The sequence below is a fragment of the Cupriavidus sp. SK-4 genome (assembly GCF_000611125.1).
In the GTDB taxonomy this organism is placed as follows: Bacteria; Pseudomonadota; Gammaproteobacteria; order Burkholderiales; family Burkholderiaceae; genus Cupriavidus; species Cupriavidus necator.
In genome coordinates this window covers 41,548-64,973 of sequence record NZ_JFJW01000098.1, presented here as the reverse complement: position 1 = coordinate 64,973, position 23,426 = coordinate 41,548, and the positions used below count along the sequence as shown (strand labels likewise).

22 protein-coding genes, 1 tRNA gene and 1 pseudogene are annotated in these 23,426 nt (G+C 67.1%); 17 read left to right on the top strand and 7 right to left on the bottom strand.

The genetic code is table 11. The annotated features are described in order from the left end of the window. The 9 genes and pseudogenes from CF68_RS38550 to CF68_RS21320 all read left to right on the top strand — a co-directional run. A pseudogene (locus CF68_RS38550) lies at window positions 1-143 on the top strand (lipopolysaccharide transport periplasmic protein LptA); the annotation flags it as partial. 68 nt (window positions 144-211) lie between these two features. Beyond that, window positions 212-1,012, top strand: a complete 801-nt coding sequence (gene lptB / locus CF68_RS21355; RefSeq protein WP_035822639.1) for an LPS export ABC transporter ATP-binding protein — start codon at window positions 212-214, stop codon at window positions 1,010-1,012. A 135-nt stretch (window positions 1,013-1,147) separates the two neighbouring features. After that, the gene (locus CF68_RS21350) at window positions 1,148-2,629 is read left to right on the top strand and encodes an RNA polymerase factor sigma-54 (protein WP_035822637.1); all 1,482 of its coding nucleotides are present in this window, start codon (window positions 1,148-1,150) and stop codon (window positions 2,627-2,629) included. 48 nt (window positions 2,630-2,677) lie between these two features. Next, entirely contained in the window at window positions 2,678-3,028 is a 351-nt protein-coding gene (gene hpf, locus CF68_RS21345) for a ribosome hibernation-promoting factor, HPF/YfiA family (protein WP_010814386.1), read from the top strand. Window positions 3,029-3,485: 457 nt separating this feature from the next. Beyond that, window positions 3,486-3,941 carry a PTS IIA-like nitrogen regulatory protein PtsN gene (gene ptsN / locus CF68_RS21340; RefSeq protein ID WP_010814385.1) on the top strand — a complete coding sequence of 152 codons (456 nt, stop codon included), beginning with the start codon at window positions 3,486-3,488 and terminating at the stop codon, window positions 3,939-3,941. A gap of 81 nt (window positions 3,942-4,022) precedes the next feature. Further along, entirely contained in the window at window positions 4,023-4,994 is a 972-nt protein-coding gene (hprK, locus tag CF68_RS21335; protein WP_010814384.1) for an HPr(Ser) kinase/phosphatase, read from the top strand. A gap of 162 nt (window positions 4,995-5,156) precedes the next feature. Continuing rightward, window positions 5,157-5,549: a PsiF family protein gene (locus CF68_RS21330; protein WP_035822635.1), complete on the top strand. Its 393-nt coding sequence runs from the start codon at window positions 5,157-5,159 to the stop codon at window positions 5,547-5,549. 109 nt (window positions 5,550-5,658) lie between these two features. Further along, window positions 5,659-6,543 (top strand): RNase adapter RapZ, encoded by an 885-nt coding sequence (gene rapZ, locus CF68_RS21325; RefSeq protein ID WP_035822633.1) that lies wholly within the window; start codon window positions 5,659-5,661, stop codon window positions 6,541-6,543. A 91-nt stretch (window positions 6,544-6,634) separates the two neighbouring features. Next, on the top strand, window positions 6,635-7,294 hold the full coding sequence (locus tag CF68_RS21320; RefSeq protein WP_035822631.1) for an LON peptidase substrate-binding domain-containing protein: 660 nt from the start codon (window positions 6,635-6,637) through the stop codon (window positions 7,292-7,294). A 19-nt stretch (window positions 7,295-7,313) separates the two neighbouring features. Here CF68_RS21320 and mutY read toward each other — a convergent pair whose 3' ends face one another. From mutY to mutM, 3 genes are all read right to left on the bottom strand, one after another. Continuing rightward, window positions 7,314-8,492, bottom strand: coding sequence for an A/G-specific adenine glycosylase (gene mutY, locus CF68_RS21315; protein ID WP_035822629.1), 1,179 nt, complete (start codon window positions 8,490-8,492; stop codon window positions 7,314-7,316). A 94-nt stretch (window positions 8,493-8,586) separates the two neighbouring features. Continuing rightward, the gene (locus CF68_RS21310) at window positions 8,587-10,539 is read right to left on the bottom strand and encodes a dynamin family protein (RefSeq protein ID WP_035822626.1); all 1,953 of its coding nucleotides are present in this window, start codon (window positions 10,537-10,539) and stop codon (window positions 8,587-8,589) included. A 279-nt stretch (window positions 10,540-10,818) separates the two neighbouring features. Continuing rightward, window positions 10,819-11,697 (bottom strand): bifunctional DNA-formamidopyrimidine glycosylase/DNA-(apurinic or apyrimidinic site) lyase, encoded by an 879-nt coding sequence (mutM, locus tag CF68_RS21305; RefSeq protein WP_035822624.1) that lies wholly within the window; start codon window positions 11,695-11,697, stop codon window positions 10,819-10,821. A gap of 153 nt (window positions 11,698-11,850) precedes the next feature. Between mutM and CF68_RS21300 the strand changes: the two genes are divergently transcribed. The 8 genes from CF68_RS21300 (at window position 11,851) to CF68_RS21265 (ending at window position 20,102) form a co-directional block, all read left to right on the top strand. Next, the gene (locus tag CF68_RS21300; protein WP_035822623.1) at window positions 11,851-13,809 is read left to right on the top strand and encodes a tetratricopeptide repeat protein; all 1,959 of its coding nucleotides are present in this window, start codon (window positions 11,851-11,853) and stop codon (window positions 13,807-13,809) included. Window positions 13,810-13,902: 93 nt separating this feature from the next. Beyond that, a complete protein-coding gene (gene lolB, locus CF68_RS21295; protein WP_035822622.1) occupies window positions 13,903-14,496 on the top strand; it encodes a lipoprotein insertase outer membrane protein LolB in 594 nt (197 codons plus the stop codon). 8 nt (window positions 14,497-14,504) lie between these two features. Continuing rightward, window positions 14,505-15,383: a 4-(cytidine 5'-diphospho)-2-C-methyl-D-erythritol kinase gene (ispE, locus tag CF68_RS21290; protein WP_035822621.1), complete on the top strand. Its 879-nt coding sequence runs from the start codon at window positions 14,505-14,507 to the stop codon at window positions 15,381-15,383. A 59-nt stretch (window positions 15,384-15,442) separates the two neighbouring features. Next, window positions 15,443-15,519, top strand: a tRNA-Gln gene (locus CF68_RS21285). A gap of 94 nt (window positions 15,520-15,613) precedes the next feature. Further along, window positions 15,614-16,567, top strand: coding sequence for a ribose-phosphate pyrophosphokinase (locus tag CF68_RS21280; RefSeq protein ID WP_010814374.1), 954 nt, complete (start codon window positions 15,614-15,616; stop codon window positions 16,565-16,567). A gap of 132 nt (window positions 16,568-16,699) precedes the next feature. Beyond that, on the top strand, window positions 16,700-17,317 hold the full coding sequence (locus tag CF68_RS21275; protein WP_035822619.1) for a 50S ribosomal protein L25/general stress protein Ctc: 618 nt from the start codon (window positions 16,700-16,702) through the stop codon (window positions 17,315-17,317). 151 nt (window positions 17,318-17,468) lie between these two features. Then, the gene (gene pth / locus CF68_RS21270) at window positions 17,469-18,065 is read left to right on the top strand and encodes an aminoacyl-tRNA hydrolase (RefSeq protein ID WP_013955462.1); all 597 of its coding nucleotides are present in this window, start codon (window positions 17,469-17,471) and stop codon (window positions 18,063-18,065) included. Window positions 18,066-18,260: 195 nt separating this feature from the next. Continuing rightward, a complete protein-coding gene (locus CF68_RS21265) occupies window positions 18,261-20,102 on the top strand; it encodes a PhoX family phosphatase (RefSeq protein WP_035822616.1) in 1,842 nt (613 codons plus the stop codon). A 101-nt stretch (window positions 20,103-20,203) separates the two neighbouring features. Here the strand turns inward: CF68_RS21265 and CF68_RS21260 are convergent, their stop codons facing one another. The 4 genes from CF68_RS21260 to CF68_RS21245 all read right to left on the bottom strand — a co-directional run bounded on the left by CF68_RS21260 (window position 20,204) and on the right by CF68_RS21245 (window position 23,419). Beyond that, entirely contained in the window at window positions 20,204-20,464 is a 261-nt protein-coding gene (locus CF68_RS21260; protein ID WP_035822613.1) for a YfhL family 4Fe-4S dicluster ferredoxin, read from the bottom strand. Between the two features lie 68 nt (window positions 20,465-20,532). Beyond that, a complete protein-coding gene (gene coaD / locus CF68_RS21255) occupies window positions 20,533-21,018 on the bottom strand; it encodes a pantetheine-phosphate adenylyltransferase (RefSeq protein ID WP_010814369.1) in 486 nt (161 codons plus the stop codon). Between the two features lie 240 nt (window positions 21,019-21,258). Then, window positions 21,259-21,951, bottom strand: a complete 693-nt coding sequence (gene rsmD / locus CF68_RS21250; protein WP_084187366.1) for a 16S rRNA (guanine(966)-N(2))-methyltransferase RsmD — start codon at window positions 21,949-21,951, stop codon at window positions 21,259-21,261. Window positions 21,952-22,036: 85 nt separating this feature from the next. Then, entirely contained in the window at window positions 22,037-23,419 is a 1,383-nt protein-coding gene (locus CF68_RS21245) for a pitrilysin family protein (protein WP_035822610.1), read from the bottom strand. Window positions 23,420-23,426: the final 7 nt, after the last annotated feature.

Genomic DNA, 23,426 nt, shown 5'->3' with positions numbered 1-23,426 from the left:
GGGGCGCCGCCGCGGCCGCCAATCCGTCCGGCCGCGTGCGCGCGGTGCTGTCGCCGCGCCAGGACCAGAAGGCCGGTGCCACGGGCAGCGCCGGTTCGCCGCTGGACCTGAAGCCGGCACCCGCGCCTGCCAACAAACCCTGACGCCTGGCGCCGGCTGCGTGCATCGCATGCGGCCGGCGCCAGAAACGCCTGAACGCCAGACTGTGCCAATGACCGATACCGCAACCATCGCCGACAAGCCTTCCGTCGAAGCCTCCACCGTCCTTGCCGGCGGCAGCACGCTGGTCGTGCGCCACCTGAAGAAGCGCTATGGCTCGCGCACGGTGGTCAAGGACGTCTCGCTCGACGTGAAGAGCGGCGAGGTGGTCGGCCTGCTCGGGCCCAACGGCGCGGGCAAGACCACATCGTTCTACATGATCGTGGGCCTGGTGGCGCTGGACGAAGGCGATATCGTGCTCGACGGCGACCACATCAGCGGCCTGCCGATCCACGAGCGCGCGCGCATGGGGCTGTCGTACCTGCCGCAGGAAGCCTCGGTGTTCCGCAAGCTCAACGTCGAAGAGAACATCCGCGCGGTGCTGGAGCTGCAGGTGAGCAACGGCAAGCCGCTGGCCAAGGCCGAGATCGAGCGCCGCCTGGATTCGCTGCTCGACGACCTGCAGATCGCGCACCTGCGCAACAACCCGGCGCTGTCGCTGTCGGGCGGCGAGCGCCGCCGCGTGGAAATCGCGCGCGCGCTGGCGTCGTCACCGCGCTTCATCCTGCTGGACGAGCCCTTCGCCGGCGTGGACCCGATCGCCGTGGGCGAGATCCAGCGCATCGTCAGCTTCCTTAAGGCGCGCAATATCGGCGTGCTGATCACCGACCACAACGTGCGCGAGACGCTCGGCATCTGCGACCACGCCTACATCATCAGCGAAGGCACGGTGCTGGCCGCGGGCCAGCCCGAGGAAATCATCGCCAATGACGCAGTGCGGCGTGTCTACCTGGGCGAGAACTTCCGCATGTGATTTAGCGGCCTGCCCGCGAGCGGCAGGCCTCTTCGCGGACGCGCGTGGGCCCTCCCACAGCCAGCGGCGATCGGACCGCACAAGCGATAGCAATTTCCGTTCCAACAACGGAAAGATGCGCATAGAATAGGTCGCATGAAACCGTCGCTACAGCTCCGCCTTTCCCAGCATCTGGCCCTGACCCCGCAACTGCAGCAGTCGATCCGGCTGCTGCAGCTCTCCACGCTGGAACTGCAGCAAGAGGTCGAACAGGCGCTGACGGAAAACCCGCTGCTCGAGCGCGAGAACGACTGGATCGAAAGCCCGCTGCGCGTGGCGGCCGACGGCTCGGTCAACCTGCAGAGCGCACCGGCGCCCGCCCCGGCAGAGCCCCAGGGCAATGGCGACGCCCGCGCCGACGGCGCGGGTGACGATGACAGCTATGGCGACAGCGGCAACGGCGACGACTATGGCAGCGGCGACTGGAGCCTGGACGACTTTGCGCGCCGCCCCCAGGGCGACGAGGACGAAAAAACACCGATGCAGCTGCGCGAAGCCGAGCCCACGCTGCGCGAGTACCTGATGGAGCAGCTCACGCCGCTAAAGATCTCGGCGCGCGACAAGGGCCTGGCCATCTTCCTGATCGAATCGCTCGACGACGATGGCTACCTGAGCGCATCGCTTGAGGAGATCTGCACGGAGTTGCCGGAAGAACTCGAGTTTGAGATCGACGAAGTCCACGCCATCCTCACGCTGCTGCAGAGCTTCGACCCGCCCGGCGTGGGCGCGCGCAACGCCGCCGAGTGCCTGGCCCTGCAGTTGCGGCGCCTGACGCACCCGCAGCGCGAACTGGCGCTGAACATCGTCACCAACCACCTGGAGTTGCTCGCAGTACGCGACTACACGCGGCTGAAGAAGGCGCTGCAGGTCGATGAAGTGGCGCTGAAGTCCGCACACGAACTGATCCGCTCGCTGGCGCCCTACCCCGGCCATGCACACAGCCGCCCGGAGGCCGACTTCGTGGTGCCGGACGTGTTCGTGCGCAAGGGTGGCGGCGGCTGGATCGCGCAGCTCAATCCGGATGTGATGCCGAGGCTGCGCATCAATGACATGTATGCACAAATCCTGCGTGGCGCGAAGGGTGAGTCCGGCACGGCCGGGCTGCAGCAGAAGCTGCAGGAGGCGCGCTGGCTGATCAAGAACATCCAGCAGAGGTTCGACACAATCCTGCGTGTCTCGCAGGCCATTGTCGAGCGTCAAAAGAACTTTTTCAGTCACGGCGAAATCGCCATGCGCCCCTTGGTTTTGCGGGAGATTGCCGATACACTGGGTTTACACGAGTCAACCATCTCCCGGGTGACGACCAATAAATACATGGCAACGCCGATGGGTACTTTCGAACTGAAGTACTTCTTCGGCAGCCACGTGTCCACCGAAACCGGTGGCGCGGCTTCATCAACGGCCATCCGCGCCTTGATCAAGCAACTGATAGGAGCCGAAGACCCGAGGAATCCCCTTTCCGACAGTCGCATTGCCGAACTGCTGGGTGAGCAAGGCTTTGTTGTTGCGCGCCGCACTGTTGCCAAGTATCGCGAAGCCCTGAAGATCCCCGCAGTCAATCTCCGCAAGTCTTTGTAGCCGAGCCCACCGCCTGCCTGGTGAGGCTCTTTCAGAAGGAGAAGCGCTATGAACTTCAAGATCAGTGGACACCACCTGGACATCACGCCCCCTCTGCGTGAGTACGTGGAAACGAAGCTGGAGCGAATCGTCAGGCATTTCGATCAGGTCATTGGCGTTAGCGTGCTGCTCTCTGTCGACAACCACAAGGAAAAGGACCGGCGTCAGTACGCAGAAATCAATCTACATCTCAAGGGCAAGGACATCTTTGTCGAGGCGCATCACGAAGACCTATATGCAGCGATCGACGCACTCGTCGACAAGCTGGACCGTCAGGTGATCCGCTACAAGGATCGCGTGCAAGGCCACGACCGCGAAGCGGTCAAGTACCAGATGGCCGCAGCGCAAATGCAGCAATGACCGTGCCCGGCAGCCCCGCAGCGGGCTGCTGAATCAGGATTGAACAGGCAAGCCGCGCAACGAAGCGCGGCTTTTTTGCGCCCTCGCGTTCCGGATTGCCGCCGGCATGCCGCGCCCGCACTGGCGGTGCGGCCCGGCTGTGGCGCCGGAGCCAACGCTTTTCACCCGAACGGGCAAGAGTGTTCGCAAGCGCTGCGCCAAGGTGTATGCTGCGCCATACAAAGAGAGGGAATCCTGGCCGTGCCCCGCACCGGTGCACCGGCTCCCCGACCCGGAGGCACGATTGCATCACCATGTATCGTTCTGCACCGGCTTGCCCCGTTGCGCTGCACAATACGGGAGTAGTCGCTGCTCTATAATGGGCCGGACGCCTCCGGCCAGGCCAACGGCAGCCCGGAGCCAGCCCACTGCCCGGCGGAACGGTCCCGCCCGCTAACTGAAATCCTGCGCATCGCCCATGAATCGTTTGGCCAAATTGCTGCCACCCGGCAACATCACCCTCGACGTCAGCGTCACCAGCAAGAAGCGTGTGTTCGAGCAGGCCGGGCTCCTCTTCGAGAACAACCATGGTGTGGCGCGCGCCATCGTGACGGACAACCTGTTCGCGCGCGAGTCGCTTGGATCCACCGGCCTGGGCGCCGGCGTGGCGATCCCGCACGGCCGCATTAAGGGCCTGAAGCAGCCGCTGGCCGCCTTCATGCGCCTGGCCGAACCAATTCCGTTCGAATCGCCGGATGGCAAGCCGGTATCGCTGCTGATCTTCCTGCTGGTGCCCGAACAGGCTACGCAGCAGCACCTGGAAATCCTGTCTGAAATCGCGCAACTGCTTTCCGACCGCGACATGCGTGAAGGACTGGCCACGCTGCCCACGCCCGATGCCGTCCATCAGTTGCTGATCGCATGGCATCCCTGATCCCCTGATCCCCCAGGCGGGCCGGCACCAGACCGGGCAGGCGCCAAGGCGCTTCGCAAACCGCCCCACCAGTCATACAGCATGGAACTCACCGGCGTCACCTCCCAGTCCATCTTCGACGACAACGCAGCCGACATCAAACTCTCGTGGGTGGCCGGTCTGGAAGGCGCGGACCGCGCCTTCGACGTGGAGTTCGCCCGCGAAGCCACCTCCGCCGCCGACCTGGTGGGCCACCTGAACCTGATCCACCCCAACCGCATCCAGGTGCTCGGCAAGCCCGAGATCACCTATTACCAGCGGCTGGACGACGAGACCCGCAAGCGCCAGATGGGCGAGCTGATCCTGCTGGAGCCGCCCTTCCTGGTGATCGCCGACGGCATGGAGCCGCCGCCCGACCTGGAACTGCGCTGCACGCGCTCGTCCACGCCGCTGTTCACCACGCCGGTGTCGTCCGCCGCGGTGATCGACCACCTGCGCCTGTACCTGTCGCGCATCTCCGCGCCGCGCGTGACCATGCACGGGGTATTCCTCGACATCCTGGGTATGGGCGTGCTGATCATGGGCGAATCGGGCCTGGGCAAGAGCGAACTGGGCCTGGAACTGATCTCGCGCGGCCACGGGCTGGTGGCCGACGATGCCGTAGACTTCGTGCGCCTGGGGCCGGATTTCATCGAAGGCCGCTGCCCGCCGCTGCTGCAGAACCTGCTTGAAGTACGCGGCCTGGGCCTGCTCGACATCAAGACCATCTTCGGTGAGACCGCGGTGCGCCGGAAGATGAAGATCAAGCTGGTGGTGCAGTTGGTGCGCCGCAATGACGGCGAGTTCGAGCGGCTGCCGCTCGATTCGCAATACCTCGACGTGCTGGGCCTGCCGATCCACATGGTCAAGATCCAGGTGGCGGCCGGGCGCAACCTGGCCGTGCTGGTCGAGGCCGCGGTGCGCAACACCATCCTGCGCCTGCGCGGCATCGATACGCTGCGCGACTTCATGGACCGGCAGCGCGCCGCGATGCAGGCCGATGCGGTTTCGCGCGGCCAGGGCCGCCTGCTCTGAGCGCCAGCGTTTTCATTTACTTACAACGGCGTTGACGCAGGACGTCAACGTTCTTCAGGCATGCTCCGTTTTGTGCTGTAATGGGCATCGCGCCCGTTACGGAAGCTGCAACGCCGGCAATGGCGCGCGGCCATGAAGTTTTCCACACCCAGGAGAGCAAGCATGAAGAAACTGATCGCGATGTGCGCGCTGGTCACCCCGATGATCGCCGCCAGCGCTTTTGCACAGACCACCGCCACGCCGGCAACCCCCGCTACGCCAGCCAAGCCGGCGGCCACCGCACCGGCAACGCCGGCCATGCCTGCCACGCCCGCCACCCCGGCTACCCCGGACAAGCCCGCAGCCAATTCCCAGCAGGACAAGATGAAGGCCTGCAATACGGAAGCCGCCGGCAAGAAGGGCGACGAACGCAAGGCGTTCATGAAGGAATGCCTGTCCAAGGGCGCGTCCAAGACCCAGCAGGAGAAAATGGCCTCCTGCAGCAAGTCGGGCAAGGGCAAGAAGGGCGACGAATACAAGGCCTACATGAAGGAATGCCTGTCCAAGGCAGCCTGAGCGACGGCGCAAGCTGAAGAAGAATGGCGAACCGGGAGGTTCGCCATTTTTGCCTGTGTAAACTCCCTGTCATGACGCAGCCAGCACCTGATGCTATGCTTCAGGTGCTATGCGCATCATCCTCATCACCGGCATATCCGGTTCCGGCAAGTCCGTCGCACTGAACGTGCTCGAAGACGCAGGCTACTACTGCGTGGACAACCTGCCGGCTCAGTTCATCCCGGAACTGACCCGCTATCTCGACAGCCAGGGCTATACGCACCTGGGCGTCGCCACTGACATCCGCAGCCGCGAGTCGCTCGACCAGTTGCCCGACACCGTGCGCGCGCTGGCCGCGGAGCACCAGGTCGAGGTGGTGTTCCTGACCGCCAGCACCGACGCACTGGTGCAGCGCTACTCCGAGACGCGCCGCCGCCACCCTCTGTCGGTGCGTACCGACGGCATGCCGGGTCCGGGCGGTGAACCCGCCTTCAACGACACCGCGCTGATGGAAGCGATCGAGATGGAGCGCGCGCTGCTGAGCCCGCTGGCTGAGGCCGCGCACCGCATCGACACCAGCAATGTGCGCACCAATACGCTGCGCAGCTGGATCAAGGAGCTGATCCGCGACGACAGCCAGCGGCTGACGCTGCTGTTCGAGTCGTTCGGCTTCAAGCACGGCGTGCCCAGCGATGCGGACATGGTGTTCGACGTGCGCTCGCTGCCCAACCCCTATTACGACCTGGTTTTGCGCCCGCTGACGGGGCGCGACACGCCGGTGATCGACTTCCTGCAGGCCCAGCCAATGGTGCTGGCAATGGCCGAGGATATTCGCGCCTACGTGGAAAAGTGGCTGCCAAGCTTCATTGCCGACAACCGCAGCTACCTGACCGTGGCGATCGGCTGCACCGGCGGCCAGCATCGCTCTGTCTATATTGCGGAAAGGCTTGCCAACTACTTCCGGGCGCATGGTAATGTGCTGGTGAGACACCGAGAGCTCGCACCGGCGGGCTGACGCAGGCGGGACTGCCCACTGGCATCATTGGCATCTGCGCGCCGCGTTGGCCGGCTGGCCCATTGCTGCGCGATACCCAAGCTGGCACTGCATGTCCTCGACCGACCTCTACCGTCCCACGGCATCAGAAGATCCGCCACGGACGCTCGACAACCTGCCGCTGTTCCCGTTGCACACCGTGCTGTTTCCCGGTGGACGGCTGCCATTGCGCGTGTTCGAGGCGCGCTATGTCGACATGGTGCGCAACTGCCTGCGCGACAGCACACCCTTCGGCGTTTGCCTGATCGAAAGCGGCGAGGAAGTGGCCCGGCCGGACCAGCCCACCGTGCCCGAGCTGGTCGGCTGCCTGGCGGAGATCGTCGACTGCAACATGGAACAGCTGGGCGTGCTCTTGATCCGCGCGCGCGGCCGCGAGCGCTTCCATATCGTCAGCCATGACACCCGCGACGACGGCCTGCTGGTCGCCCGCGCCGAGGTGCTGCCCCCCGACATCATCGACTGCAAGCTGGAGCTGCTGGGCGAATGCCTGGATGCGCTGCGGCGCATTGTCACGCGGCTGCATGCCGAGCAACCCGACCGCCTGCCGTTCGACGAGCCCTACCTGTGGGATGACCCGAGCTGGGTCGCCAACCGGCTGTGCGAGTTGCTGCCGGTGCCGCTCAAGGCCAAGCAGATGCTGATGGCGCTGCCCGATGCCGGCATGCGCATCGAGATCGTGCACCGCTACATGCGCCAGAACCACATGCTCTAGGCGCCGTTTTCCATAGCATTCAGAACAGCCCGCCGCGCGCCTGGTCCTCCAGCAGCCTGCGCACCGGCGCGGGCGTACCCACCGCATCGAGATCGTCAAGCGAGATCCAGCGCTGTGCGGCTTCCGCGGCGCTGTCCTGCGCCATCAGGCTTGCGCCGTCCGCACTCACATCGACCCGGATGGCACGGATCAGCAGGCGGAAGTGCGTGAACACATGGGTCAGCTCGCCGGTCAGCGCGGCGCGCGCGGGCTTGCCAAAGACGCTGGCATAGTCGAGCGCCGCCGCCTCGGCGGCTTCCGCGTCGAAGGGCACGCTGTCGACCGGCATCTCCGGCAGGCTCCACAGGCCGCCCCAGATGCCGCTGCCGGGGCGCAGGCGCAGCAGCACTTCGCGCTGGCGCCGCACCAGCAGCATTACCGTGCTGCGCTCGGGGATGGCCGCGCGCGGCTTGGGCGTGGGCAGCACGCCGGTGAGCCCGTCGCGCCGCGCCACGCAGTCGGCCGACAGCGGGCACGCAGCGGCATCGGCCAGGCACGCCGGCTTGCCGCGCGAGCACACCGTGGCGCCCAGGTCCATCAGCCCTTGCGTATAGGCGATCATGTCCTCGGCCTGGCGCGGGCCTGCGGCCGGCAAGGCCAGCTCGGCCAGCTGCCACATGCGCGTTTCCACCACGCGCTCGCCCGGATGGCCGTGGATGCCGAAGCAGCGCGCGAACACGCGCTTGACGTTGCCATCCAGGATCGGCGAACGCACGCCGGCGCTGAACGCGGCGATCGCCGCGGCGGTGGAGCGGCCGATGCCGGGCAATGTGGCCAGCAGCGCGGGATCGGTCGGGAAACGGCCACCATGCTCGCTCACCACCTGCATGGCGCAACGATGCAGGTTGCGTGCGCGCGAGTAATAGCCCAGCCCCGCCCACAGCGCCATGACCTGGTCGGCAGGCGCCGCCGCCAGCGCCTGCACCGTGGGCAGCTGCGAGACAAAGCGCTGGAAGTAGTCGATCACCGCGCTCACCTGGGTCTGCTGCAGCATGATCTCCGACAGCCAGATGCGGTACGGGTCGCGCGTGTTCTGCCACGGCAGGTCGTGCCGGCCATGCCGGCGCTGCCAGTCGACCACGCGGGCGCCGAAGTCGGGCGGCACGCGGATATCGTCGGGGATGGCGGGAACGGCGCGGGGGGCTGGTTTGCGGGGCATCTGGGTGAAACGTTCTGAAGCGCGGGGGCGCGGCGGCGCACCAAAGAAAAAGGCGCCGCTAAGTGCGGCGCCACATGATATACCGGCTTCAGGATCAGGCCACCGCAAGGCTCGCGCTGTCGGCTGCGGCCGTCGGCCGCAGCAGCCGCTGCGCGTAGCCCTCGATACGGCCGCTGCGCTCGTCCAGGCCGTTGAGCACTTCCTCGAGCTCGGCAATGCGGCTTTCCAGCGTGTCGGTGGCCTCGTGGATGCGCTCGATCGAATCGACGCGCCGGCGCAGCTGCTTCTGGTGCTCGCGCACCTGCGCTTCCAGCGGCGTCATCACCGACTTGAGCCAGACCTCGATATCGCGGTTCAGGTCGCGGAAGTTCTCCAGCACGCGGCTGGCCATGGTGCTGAAGGCGCTCTGCACCAGCTGCGGGCGCGAGCGCGTCAGCATGCTGACCGTGCCGAAGTGCGCATGCACCAGGCGCAATGTTTCCTCAAGCTCGGCCACGTAGCGCTCGGCAGTGAACTGCATCGGCGTGGGCAGCGTGAAGCCGTGCTCGGCGTTGAAGCGCCGGTACATGCTTTCGATCAGCTGGTGCAGCTGGCCGATCTTGTTGTCGGCATCGGTCACCAGCCTGGTCAGCTGCGCAAACAGCGCGTCCATGTCTTCCCGCAGGCCGCGCGAGAAGAAGCGCTCTTTCATCTGCTCGCGCGCGCTGCGCATGGTGAGGCGCACGTCGCGCAGCTGCAGGCTCTTAATGATGTCGGCGCTGTGGCGGCCGAAGACCAGGCGCAACGCCTGGAACTTGCTGATGCTCTGCTCGAACTCTTCCTTCTCGCCCTGCACCCGCATCAGCATGTGCTTGACCATCGCGTGGTTCTTGCCGCGCAGGCCGCGCAACTCGAACAGCTGTTCGACGATATCGCGGCGGCGGCTCTGCAGCAGCTGCTGCGCGGCGCGCGCCATGTCTTGCACCAGCCGGTGCGCCTGGTCTGAAACGATCTCGCGCCGGCGCGGGATGAGCTGGTCGGACAGCACGTGCTCGAACTCGGGCAGGCCGCTGCGCGCCAGCAGCTCGTCGTCGTGCGTGACCTTGGCCACCAGGCCCTTCTGCGCCGATACCGGATAGACGCGCGACTGCTTGATGCCCAGCACCTGCCCGGTGGTGGACACCTGCCGCGCAATCTCCTGCGCGATCTCGCCCGGCTCGCGCAGCGGATCCCACAGCCCGTCGATCTTGTTGAGCACCGCCAGGCAGCCGCGCCGGTGGCCGGCGCCGACATGGCTGCGCCACAGCTCCAGGTCGCTCTTGGTGACACCCGCATCGGCGGCCAGCACGAACACCACCACATGGGCGTCGGGGATCAGCCGCAGCGTCAGCTCGGGCTCGGTGCCGATCGCGTTCAGGCCCGGCGTGTCCAGGATCACCAGGCCCTGGCGCAGCAGCGGGTGCGGGAAATTGATGACGGCGTGGCGCCAGCGCGAGATCTCGACCATGCCCTCGGCATCGACCGCGTAGGCGGCATCGGGATCGTTCTCGTGGTACAGGCCCAGCGCCTCGGCCTGCGCGGGCGGCACGCGCACGGTCTGCACCACGTGCTGGAACGCAGCCAGCATGCCCTCGGGCGAAGACGGGTCCAGCGGCACCGAATGCCAGTGCGAAGCCGAGGTGCCGGCCTCCAGGAAGTCGGCGGTAGAGGCCTCCTGCAGGCGTGTCTCGATCGGCAGCAGCCGAATGCACGGCGGTTCGGCCTCGTCATAGCGCAGCTCGGTCGGGCACATCGTGGTGCGCCCCGCCGACGACGGCAGGATGCGGCGCCCGTAGTCGGCAAAGAAGATGGCGTTGATCAGCTCGCTCTTGCCGCGCGAGAACTCGGCAATGAACGCGACCTTGAGGCGGTCGCTGCGCAGCACGCTCTGGATGCGCTGCACGCGGTCATCGGCCTGGGCGTCGTACAGGTCGTGCTGCTGCAGCCAGGACTGGAATTCGGCCAGTGACTGGAGGACCCCGGTTCTCCAGGCGCCGTATTGTTCGAATTGGTGGGCGAGCGTTGTCATGGAGCTGTTCGGCTGACTTGGTTTTACCTCGGGGCACGCCGCTTGCGCGCTGCGCCCGTGTTCGCACAATGCCGGCCCGGCCACGGTCTACCTGCAAGCGGCTGGGCCATTTTGTAACTTTTTATGACTGCGCACACGATACAGGTTTCCACAGCGGTTTTGTGGAATTCACGCCCCTCCCTCATGCCTTGCACAAGGAGTGTTGCGCCGACCCATCGACAATCGCCTGCGGCGCGCATTGTGCGCCACACGGCGCCTGCCCGGGGCGGCCGCCAAGGCTCAGTGCTGGCAGTTCGGGCAGTAGAAGGTGGAGCGCTGGCCCTGCACGATCTGGCGCACCGGCGTGGCGCAGACCCGGCATGGCTGGCCGGCGCGGTCGTAGACCAGGCAATCAAGCTGGAAATAGCCGCTGGCGCCGTCGCTGCCGACAAAGTCGCGCAGCGTGCTGCCCCCGCGCTCGATCGCCTGCGCCAGGGTCTCGCGCACCGCCTGCGCCAGGCGGTCGCAGCGCGCGCGGCTCAGGCGCCCGGCCGGGGTCGTCGGGCGGATGCCGGCGCGGAACAGGCTTTCGGACGCATAGATATTGCCCACACCCACCACGATGCCGCCGGCCAGCAGCACGGTCTTGATGGCGGCGCTGCGCCCGCGCGTGTGGCGGTGCAGCCAGGCGCCGTCGAAGGCGGGATCGAAGGGCTCGATGCCGAGCGTGCGTAGCAGCGGGTGCGACGGCAGTTCGGCCTCGGGCAGCGTGCTCCACAGGATGGCGCCGAAACGGCGCGGATCGCGGAAACGCAGCACGATGGTGCCCGGTTCGGTCGCCAGCGCGGCGCCGGGCCCGGGGGCCAGCACCAGGTCAAGGTGGTCGTGCGCGCCAGGCGGCGGCGCCTCGGGCAGCACCCGCAGCGTGCCGGTCATGCCCAGGTGGACCAGCAGCCAGCCGGCCGGCTCGCCCGCCGCCTCGCTCACGCATTCCAGCAGCAGGTACTTGCCGCGGCGCTCGATCCGGCGCACCACGCGCTGGGCCAGCCGCATTTCCAGTTCCGGATCGACCGGCCAGCGCAGGCCGCGGTGGCGCACCGTGACCGCGGCGATGCGCCGCCCCACCACATGCGGCAGCAAGCCGCGCCGGGTCACCTCGACCTCGGGCAATTCTGGCATCGAACCTCTCCGTTGGTTACCGCTCAAAACTCCAGCGGCGCCTGCGGGCACCGGCCTGCGGCGCCAAGCAGCGCATTGTAGCGGCAGGCTACAATGCCCTTATCAATGCGCTTTCTCCCATCCTTCGCCAGCGCGCGCCGGAGCAATCACTACATGTCGGACCTCATGCCGGACCTGATGCCGGACCCCACGTTGCAAGCCACCGCGGGCGGCCTCCCGATCGCATTTCCAGGCGCCGTTTCCCGCACAGCGCGCACGGCTGGCGCCCTGGCCCGGTTTTTCCAGGCGCCCCGCCGCCATGCGCGTGCGCTGGCCGCCTCGGCATTGCTGGCCCTGGCCGCCGGCGCCAGCCACGCCGCGCCGCCTGCGGGCGCCATGCCATTGCCGTCGGCACTGCAGCTGGCCGCGGCCGAAAGCGAGCGCCCCGCCGCCGCCAGCAAGCCGGCACGCAGCGCGCTGCCGTCGCTGGAGCTGACCGACGACATCGTCTATATGGTGCTGGCCGCGGAAATTTCCATGCAGCGCGGCCTGGTCGGCCCGGCCTACCGGACCTACATGGAACTGGCCCGGCAGACCCGCGACCCGCGCTTCGCGCAGCGCGCCACCGAGATCGCCTTCAATGCGCGCATCCCGCAGCAGGCACTGGACTCCGCGCGCCTGTGGAAGGAAATTTCGCCGACTTCGCCCGCGGCAACGCAGGTGCTGTCGACGCTGCTGGTGCTCAACGGCCGCTGGGACGATGCCCGGCCCCTGCTGCAGCAACAGCTGGCGGCGGTGCCGGCCAGCCATCGCGGCGAGGCCATCCTGCAGCTGCAGCAGCAGTTGTCGCGCACCAGCGATGCGGCTGGCGCGGCCACACTGCTGCAGGACCTGACCAAGAATGACACCAAGCTGCCTGAAACGCAGCTGGCCCTGGCGCGCGCCAGGGAAGTCGCCGGCGACGAGCCGGGCGCGCTCGCCGCGCTCGACCAGGCGCTGCGGCTGCGCCCGGGCTATGAAGCGGCCGCGCTGATGGCGGCCGAGCTGCGCGCCGAGAAGCAGCCCGACGAAGCCGTCGCGATCCTGAAGCGCTTCCTCGACAAGTCGCCGGATTCGGTCAACGGCCATATCACGCTGGCGCGGCTGTACCTGCTGCGCAACGACATGCAGTCGGCCCGGCAGGAGTTCGAGACACTGCGCAAGGTAGCCCCTGGCGACCCGCGCGTGCCGCTGGCATTGGGCCTGACCAGCCTGCAGGCCAAGAGCTACGGCGAGGCCGAGCAGTACCTGAAGGAATACCTGCAGCTGGTCGAGAAGCAGCCCACCGCCAACCCCGACATTGCCTACCAGTACCTGGCACAGATCGCCGAGGAGCGCAAGGACTATGCCGGCGCCATCCAGTGGCTGGACCGCATCGAGGACATCCGGCTGGCGCCCGCGGCCACCGCCAAGCGCGCGCAGCTGCTGGCGCGCATGGGCAAGCTCGACGACGCCCAGGCGCTCTTCGGCGAGATGCTCACCGATGCCGCGGACATCCCCGATCCCGGCCAGCGCACGCAGCGCGTGACCGCCATCCGCCAGGCCGAGGTGGCCACGCTGATGGAAAGCAAGGCCTATGACCGCGCCCGCAAGCTGCTCAACGACCGCGTCACGGCCGAGCCCGACAACGCCGACTGGATCTACGAGCTGGCCATGCTCGACGAGCGCCAGAAGCGCTACGACAGCATGGAAAAGGGCCTGCGCAAGGTGATCGCGCTGCAGCCGCAGCAGAAGCAGGGCTACAACGCGCTGGGCTACTCGCTGGCCGACCGCAACGAGCGGCTGCCCGAGGCGCTAAAGCTGCTGGAGCGCGCCTCCGAGCTGGGGCCGGACGATCCGTACATCATGGACAGCCTGGCCTGGGTCAAATTCCGCATGGGCGACCTGCGCCCGGCGGCCGACCTGCTGCGCAACGCCTATTCCAAGGCGCCCGAGGCCGAGATCGGCGCGCACCTGGGCGAGGTGCTGTGGCAGCTCGGCGAGCACGACGAAGCGCGCAAGACCTGGACCGAGGCCGTCCGGATCGATCCCGAGAACGAGACCCTGGTCGACACGCTGCGCCGCTACAAGGTCAACGTGCAACTGGCCAAGTAACCCCGCCCGCCGCGGCCCGCAGCCCGGGTCCGCGGCGCCGGATTCCCGTCAGCCGGCGGGCGCCGCCGCGCCGCCGTTCTCACGACCAAGCCCATGAACCGATCCCGACGCCTGGCGCTTTTCTGCCTTGGCGCCCCGCTGCTGCTGCAGGCGTGTGCCAGCGTGGCACCGTCGCGCAGCTTTGATGGCGACCAGGCCGCCGCCAGCCAGCAATACACCGGCCGCTTCTCCGCCAACTACGTGCGCTATGGGCGCGACGAAGGCGTGCAGGGTAGCTTCCGCTGGGAAGAGCAGGGCCGCAACGTGCGGCTGGACCTGGTGTCCCCGCTCGGCCAGACCCTGGCCGTGGTCACCGCCACGCCGTCCGGCGCCACGCTCGACCTGCCCAACCAGCCGCCGCGCAACGCGCCTGAGGTCGACACCCTGATGGAGGAAGCGCTTGGCTTTGCGCTGCCGGTGGCAGGCATGCGCGACTGGCTCCACGGCCGCGCCACGCAGGGCGCGCCCGCGCGCACCACGCGCGACGAGCAGGGCCGGCTGGCCACGCTGGCGCAGAACGGCTGGACCGTGCGCTACGTCGCCTGGCAGGACGCAGCCGCCCAGGTGCCGCGCCGCATCGACCTGGCGCGCGACGCCGGCAGCAATCCGCTGTCGGTGCGCCTCGTGATCGATCCCCAGACGCCTTGAACCGCACCATGCATCGCAGCCAAGCCCTGCCCCCGCCCGAACTGCGCGACTGCCCCGCGCCGGCCAAGCTCAACCTGTTCCTGCACGTGACCGGCCGCCGCGCCGACGGCTACCACACGCTGCAGACCGTGTTCCAGCTGGTCGACTGGTGCGACACGCTGCATTTCCGCCGGCGCGACGACGGCGTGGTCGCGCGCGTCACCGACGTGCCCGGCGTGCCGGCCGAGACCGACCTGGTGGTACGCGCCGCGCGCGCCTTGCAGGCCGCCACCGACACCGCGTTCGGCGCCGATATCGCCATCGACAAGGTGCTGCCGATGGGCGGCGGCATCGGTGGCGGCTCGTCCGACGCCGCCACCACGCTGCTGGCGCTGAATCACCTGTGGGGGCTGGGCCTTGCGCGTGCCGAACTGATGCGCATCGGCCTGGCGCTGGGCGCCGACGTGCCGGTGTTCGTGTTTGGCCAGAACGCCTTTGCACAGGGCATCGGCGAGGACCTGACGCCAGTCGAGTTGCCCGACAGCTGGTTCGTGGTCATCCACCCGAAACAGCATGTCCCCACCGCTGAAATTTTTTCGGACGAGTGCTTGACAAGGGATACGCCGCTCTCCATAATTGCGGTCTTCGCTGCTCGCACAAACAAATTCGATTTCGGTCGCAACGACCTGGAACCGATAGCAACAGCGAAGTTCGGCGAAGTCGCCCGAGCCCTAGCATGGCTGAAGCAACACAATCAGCATGCCAGGATGACCGGTTCCGGAGCCTGCGTGTTTGCGCGTTTTCCCGACGCAGCAACAGCACAGCAGGTTTTGGAAAGGTTGCCCCCGGAATGGGATGGCAGGTGTGTGCGCAGTCTGGCACGTCATCCGCTCGCAGCGCTCGCGTAGCAAGTTTTCGTTCGGCGCGGTACGGCAGTCTGGTACCACGAAGAACGGCCCGGTTGTGTAGGGGAGTCGCCAAGTTGGTCAAGGCACCGGATTTTGATTCCGGCATTCGAAGGTTCGAATCCTTCTTCCCCTGCCATTACATTCCTATAGTGTCCTTACGGACCCTCTGTATCAGTCACCGGCTTTGCCGGTGACGCCAAGCTCCCCCAGCAGCAAGACAGGTGCCCCGAATGAGCAGCGAAGGCTTGATGGTATTTACCGGCAACGCCAACCCCAAACTCGCGGAGGCTGTCGTACAGCACCTCGGCATTCCCCTGGGCAAGGCGTTGGTTGGCCGTTTCTCCGACGGCGAAGTTCAAGTAGACATCCAGGAAAACGTTCGCGGCAAGCACGTCATCGTGCTGCAGTCCACCTGCGCGCCGACCAACGACAACCTGATGGAGCTGATGGTGATGGTCGACGCGCTCAAGCGCGCCTCGGCACGCAGCATCACCGCCGCCATGCCCTACTTCGGCTATGCCCGCCAGGACCGCCGCCCGCGTTCGGCGCGCGTCGCGATCTCGGCCAAGGTCGTGGCCAACATGCTGGAAGTCGCCGGTGTCGAACGCGTGCTGACGATGGACCTGCACGCTGACCAGATCCAGGGCTTCTTCGATATTCCCGTCGACAACATCTACGCTTCGCCGGTACTGCTGGGAGACCTGCGCGAGAAGAACTACGGCGACCTGCTGGTGGTGTCGCCGGACGTCGGCGGCGTGGTCCGTGCCCGCGCACTGGCCAAGGAACTGAACTGCGACCTGGCGATCATCGACAAGCGTCGTCCCAAGGCCAACGTGGCCGAGGTGATGAACATCATCGGTGAAGTCGACGGCCGCAACTGCGTCATCATGGATGACATGATCGACACCGGCGGCACGCTGTGCAAGGCCGCCCAGGTGCTGAAGGAGCGCGGCGCGCTGAAGGTCTTCGCCTACTGCACGCACCCGGTGCTGTCGGGTGGCGCGGCCGCCCGCATCGCGGACTCGGCGCTGGACGAAGTGGTGGTTTGCGACACCATCCCGCTGTCCGAAGAAGCCGCCAAATGCACCAAGATCCGCCAGCTCTCGACCGCCCCGCTGTTGGCCGAGACCTTCACCCGCATCGTCAAGGGCGACTCGATCATGTCGCTGTTTGCGGGTTCCTGATAGAATTTAAGGTTTTACTGCGTTGACTGCTGCTTTCTGGCAGTCAACGTGACTTGATCGGCGCTTATTTTTTCATTTGCGCCGCAACGAGGCTGTCTGGTCGCGGACAGCCTTCTTACATTTGGAGTCATCATGAAAGTTGTCGCTTTCGAGCGTAGCGTACAGGGAACGGGTGCGAGCCGCCGCCTGCGCAATTCGGGCAAGACCCCCGGCATCATCTACGGCGGCGCCGCCGAGCCGAAGATGATCGAACTGGATCACAACGCGCTGTGGCACGCCCTGAAGAAGGAAGCGTTCCACTCGTCGATCCTGGAACTGGAAGTCGCTGGCAAGTCGGAACAGGCCCTGCTGCGCGCATTCCAGATGCACCCGTTCAAGCCGCTGGTGCTGCACGTCGATTTCCAGCGCGTGTCGGCCAACGACAAGATCCACGTCAAGGTGCCCCTGCACTTCATGAACCAGGAAACCGCTCCTGGCGTGAAGCTGGGCCACGGCATCGTCAACCACATCGTGAACGACCTGGAAGTGTCGTGCCTGCCGGCCGACCTGCCCGAGTTCATCGAAGTGGACCTGGCCAACGCCGAGCTGAACCAGACCATCCATCTGTCGGATGTGAAGCTGCCGAAGGGCGTGACCGTGATCACCCACGGTGACGACAACCCGGCCATCGCCAGCATCTCGCAACCGGCTGGTGCCGTGTCGGAAGCTGCCGAAGGCGGCGAAGCCGCTGGCGAAACGCCGGCTGCCTAAGCTGCAGCAGCGGTTGCGGCCCGCCGGCCGCGCCACGAAGAACCCGCCGCTTCTTGCGGCGGTTTTTTTTCGCCCGGCAGCCGTCTGCCGGTTTTTCGGTATCCTTGGCGCTTGTGGCACAGCCTTGCGCGCCAACGACCCAGTCAAACGCATGATCAAGCTCATCGTCGGCCTCGGCAATCCCGGTGCGGAGTACGAGGCCACCCGACACAACGCCGGCTTCTGGCTGGTGGACCAGCTGGCCCGCATGGGCGGCGCCACGATGCGCGTGGAGGGCCGCTTCCACGGCCTGGCCGCGCGTGCGCGGCTGTGGGACCAGGACATCTGGCTGCTCAAGCCGTCGACCTTCATGAACCGCTCCGGACTGGCCGTGGTGTCGCTGGCGCGCTTCTACAAGGTCCTCCCCGACGAGATCGTGGTCGCGCACGACGAGATGGACCTGCCGGCGGGCGCGGCCAAGCTCAAGCGCGGCGGCGGCGCGGGCGGCCACAACGGGCTCAAGGACATCTCGGCCCACCTGAGCACGCAGGACTACTGGCGCCTGCGCCTGGGCGTGGGCCATCCGCGCAACGCGCCTGGCGGCGCCGGCGCGGGCCGCGAGGACGTGGTCAACTTCGTGCTCAAGCCGCCGCGGCGCGAGGAGCAGGAAGCCATCGATGCCGCCATCGACCGTTGCATCGACCCGCTCGGCCTGCTGGCGCGTGGCGATGCCGAACGCGCGATGGCGCAGCTGCATACCACGCGCTGACAAATACGCACATCCCTGCGACAACTGCGTGAAAACGGGCCGCTTCCGCGGCCCGTCGTCTTTTGGCGGCCCAAGACTGCTGTTGCAGACAATATGTCATCAAAGTGCCATGGGCGGCACATACATTCCGTGGTTTCCAATCGCATCGGTATCGCATGGTCGCCGATGCGCATGACAACCCACAGGAGGAAGCCCATGTCGTACCTGACCGATGAAGCGCGAGCCGCCAGTCGCGCTGCCAAGCCCGACGTTGACGTGCCCGGCCAGATGCTCGAAGACATCGTAGCCGCCAACCCGGCCCGCCGCCGGGTGCTGCGCGGCGGCCTGGGCCTGTCGCTGGCCTCGGCGTTCGGCAGCGGCCTGCTGGCCGCCTGCGGCGGCGATGACGATCCCGCGCCGGCGCCGGCACCAGCCCCCGCACCCGCTCCGGCCCCCGCGCCCGCCGCGGTCGCCCCGAGCTACGACGTCACCTTCGAGCCGATCGCCAAGTCGACCGCCGATACCGTGGTCGTGCCCAACGGCTACAGCGTCGACGTGCTGTTCTCCGCCGGCGACCCGGTCGAAGCCGGCGCCACCGGCTATGCCGGCGCCTTCCAGTCCTCGGCCGAAACCGAGCGCCAGGCCGGCGGCAACCACGACGGCATGCACTACTTCGCGCTGCCGGGCGTCGATCCGCAGAAGGGCGGCCTGCTCGCGATCAACCACGAGCTGCCGGACTACAACATCCTGTTCCCGACCGCCTACGTTGCCGCCACCGCAACCCCGGAACAGAAGCGCATCGCGCTGTCGGCGGTGGGCATCTCGGTGATCGAAGTCGAACTGGCCGCCAGCGGCAAGTGGCAGGTCAAGCGCGACTCGATCTACAACAAGCGCTACACCGGCAACACGCTGTACCGCGTGGGCGGCCCGGCCGCCTCGGTGGTGGGCTCGACCGTGGTCGGCATGCTCAACAACTGCTCGAGCGGCCATACGCCGTGGGGCACCTACCTGACCTGCGAAGAAAGCACGGACAACTACATCGACCCGACCCAGGCCGAGAACGGCTACGGCTGGGTGGTGGAAATCGACCCATACGGCACGCTGGGCACGCCGGCCAAGCGCACCGCAATGGGCCGCTTCGACCATGAGAACGTCGCCTTCCTGACCGACGCCAGCAACAACGTCGCCTTCTACATGGGCGATGACGGCACCCCGGGCTGCATCTACAAGTTCATCCCGAGCAAGGCGTTCGACCCGAACAACCGCACCGCCAACGCCAACCTGCTGGACAGCGGCACGCTCTACGTGGCCAAGTTCAATGCCGACGGCAGCGGCCAGTGGATCGAGCTGACGCAGGGCAAGAACGGCCTGACCGTCGGCGCATCGGACCCGGGCAACTGGACCCAGTCGGCCGTCTCGCCGGCGCCGAGCACGGTCGACTTCGCCAGCCAGGCCGACGTTCTGATCAACACCAAGTCCGCGGCCCGCGTTGCCGGCGGCACGCTGATGGACCGCCCCGAGTGGATCACGGCGGCACCGGACAAGACGCTCTACTGCACGCTGACCAACAACAGCGGCCGCCAGCAGACCGACGCCGCCAACCCGCGCAAGAACAACCTGCACGGCCATATCATCAAGTGGAACGAAGCCGGCAACTCGCCGCTGGCCACGACCTTCACGTGGAGCATCCTGCTGCTGGCCGGCGACCCGTCGCTGCCCACCGACAACCTGAAGGGCAATATCAACGGCCATACCTTCACCAGCCCGGATGGCCTGCGCGTGGACCCCAAGGGCCGCCTGTGGGTGCAGACCGACGGCGGCAGCGTCAGCACGTTCGGCAACAACGGCATGTACTACATCAGCCCGACCGGCGAATCCAGGCGCTTCCTGGTCGGCCCGACCGGCTGCGAGATCACCGGCATTGCCTACACGCCGGACCTGACCACCTGCTTCATCAATATCCAGCACCCCACCGGCAAATGGCCGGACGCGGCCAAGCCGCCGCGCTCGTCCACCATCGTGGTGCGCCGTAGCGACGGCAAGCCGATGGGTGCGTGACCGCGCAGTGTTGTAGGTAGTACCAGCAGTAACTGGGGAAAAGTTAAACCCCCGTCACCTTGCGGTGCCGGGGGCTTTTTTTGCCTGGCTGAAGCTGCGGGTCAGGCCGCGTGCTTGGCGGCCGTCAGCAGCCGGTAGCGCTGCATCAGGATCTCATGCGTTTCGACGCGGTTCGGATCCTTGGGGATGCAGGCGACCGGGCAGACCTGCTGGCATTGCGGCTCGTCGAAGTGCCCGACACACTCGGTGCACTTGTTGGGGTCGATTTCATAGATCTCGGGCCCCATCGAAATGGCTTCGTTCGGGCACTCGGGTTCACAAACGTCGCAGTTGATGCAGTCGTCGGTGATCATCAGCGCCATGGTGTTTCCTTCCTGCGGACACGCCCGCGCCCGACTGGCCGCGACTCGACGTATCTGAGTCTGCTATTTTATTCCGGTTTGCCGATTTTCTCTTGCAGCCAGCGTTCCACCGACGGAAACACGAACTTGCTGACATCGCCGCCCAGCACCGCGATCTCGCGCACGAAGGTGCCGGAGATGAACTGGTACTGGTCCGACGGCGTCAGGAACATGGTTTCCACGTCGGGCAGCAGGTAGCGGTTCATGCCTGCCATCTGGAATTCGTACTCGAAGTCGGACACCGCGCGCAGCCCGCGCACGATCACGCGCGCATTGTTGTTGCGCACAAAGTCCTTGAGCAGGCCTGAAAAGCCTTCGACGCGCACATTGGGATAATGCCCGAGCACTTCACGGGCAATGCCGATGCGCTCTTCGAGCGAAAAGAACGGGCGCTTGTTGGGGCTGTGCGCCACGCCGACCACCAGTTCGTCGAAGATGTTCGACGCACGGCGGACCAGATCCTCGTGTCCCCGGGTCATTGGATCGAACGTGCCGGGATAGACCGCGATGACCATACTTCCTCCTTGATCTGCCCGCTGCCGGCCTTGGGCCGCCTCTTGCGCCGGCCGGACCGGCGTGGGTGCTGCGTCGCGAGCGTTGTGACAGCGGCGTAGTGTAACCCCAAATGCGCCACTTGGAAGCCGCCCGGTGCACCGTTTTGCCGCAGCGCAGCTAAGAACCCGTTTCCCATTGAGGCAGGGGACCTTCCTCATTGCGGAACAGGCCTACCTGGACAATCGCCCCAGGCTGGTGCATCAGGCAGCGCCGTTGCCCGGCACGCGATGCTGCAGCAGGTGGAAATGCACCGCGCCGGCGCGCGCATGGCGCACGATTTCAAGCGATGCCGGCACCGGCGCGTCGGCGCCGGTCAGCGCATGGTCGGTCTCGACATAGACTGCGCCGCCGGGCCGCGACAGCCGCGCCGCATGCTCCAGCGCGGGCCCGATCCAGTCCTCGGCGAAGGGGGGATCCAGGAAGACCACGTCGAAGCTGGCATCGGGAAGCTGCGCGGCAATGGCAAAGGCATCGCCCTGCATCACACGCACCTGGGCCGCGTCGAGCCGGTACTGGTTGTCGCGCAGCTGCTTGGCCACGCGCGCATTGGACTCGACCAGCGTGACCGCGGCGGCGCCGCGCGAGGCGGCCTCGAAGCCGAGCGCGCCGGAGCCGGCGAACAGGTCCAGGCATTCCAGCCCGGACAGGTCCTGGCCAAGCCAGTTGAAGAGCGTCTCGCGCACGCGGTCGGGCGTGGGGCGCAGGCCCTGGGCATCGGGAACTGGCAGCAAGGTGCGCTTCCAGCGGCCGCCGATGATGCGGACCTGGGACGGCTCCTGGCGCGGTGCCTGGCGTGGCGCCGCGGAAACGGGGGAACGCCCGCCGCTGGCAGCGGCAGGAGAGGCGGGTCGCCCGCCGGTGGCGGGCGACGGCAATCGGGAACGCGAATTCATCCCGTGATTGTAGAGCCTGCGGGCCGGTTCGCCGCGCGCGCCGGAGCCCCGGCGCGCATGACTGCCCCAAGCGGTGCCGGCGGCATCACTGCCTGGCGGCGGTCGCAGGCGCTGCGACCGGGCCGCCGACGATCACCGTCGCCATATTGTCCGGGCGCACATGGCGCTGGAAAGCGGCCCTGACCTGCTCGCGCGTGACCTTGCCAATCTGGGCGGTCCAGGTGTCCAGGTAATCCAGCGGCAGCCCGTACCAGCCGATATTGGCGACGTTGGTCAGCAGCTTGCGGTTGTTGTCGATGCGCAGCGGGAAACCGTTGATGAGGTTGTCCTTGGCCGCGCGCAGCTCTTTCTCGGTCGGGCCCTCGGCGACAAAGCGCGCCAGCACCTGGCGCACCAGCGCCAGCGCTTCGTCGGTCTGCGCCTTCTTGGTCTGCAGGCTGATGCCGAACGGACCCGGCTGCTTGGACGGCGCGAAGTAGCTGTCCACGCCGTAGGTCAGGCCGCGCTTCTCGCGCACCTCGTCGGTCAGGCGCGAGCTGAAACCGCCGCCGCCCAGCACGTAGTTGCCCACCAGCAGCGCGAAGTAATCGGGGTCGCCGCGGGCAATGGCCGGCTGGCCGATGGCCACGCTGGACTGCTGTGCCGGATGCGGCATGCGCTGCTCGCTCGGGGCGATGTTCAGGCGCACCTGCGGCATGGTCGGCGCCGCGCTGCCGGGCGGCAGCCCGCGCGTGAGCTGCTCGGCAATGGCTTCGGCCTGCTTGCGGTCGACCGCGCCGATCAGCGTCACCACCGCGCGCTGCGCGCCGTAGTTGTCGCGCCAGAACCTGACGATGTCGTCGCGCGTGATCGACGCCACGCTGTCCGGGGTCGCGGCCACGCCGTAGGGGTGGTCGGGATACATGGCCTTGGCCAGCGCCTTGTCGGCGATCACGCCGGGCTTGGCGTCGGCTTCGCGGATGGCGGTGATCAGGCGCTGCTTCTCGCGCCCGACCACGGCGTCCGGGTAGGTCGGCGCCTTGATCAGCTGCGCGGCCAGCGCGACCGACTGGTCCAGCTCCGGCTGCGCGGTCAGCGTGCGCAGCCCGATGCCGCCGCGGTCGCCGCCGGCAGCGCCGCCAAAGGCGGCACCGGTATCGGCAAAGCCATCGGCGATCTTCGCTTCATCGCGCGCCGGCTGGCCCTCCAGCGCCGCGGCGCCCTTGTCCAGCAGCGCGGCGGTCAGCGTGGCCAGCCCGGCCTTGCCCGGCGGGTCATAGCGGCTGCCGGCGTCGAAGTCGATATTGACGTCGAGCATCGGGATCGACGGGCTATGCACGAAGAACACCTTGGCGCCGGTGGACGCGGTCCAGTGCTCGACGGGGATCGCGGCCTGCGCCAGTTGCGCAGCCAGCAGGACGACGGCGCCCAATGCGGCGCCGGCCAGTTTGCGCAGCGCACGCTGCGGGGTGGTGACGTACTGAGTCATCGCCTTT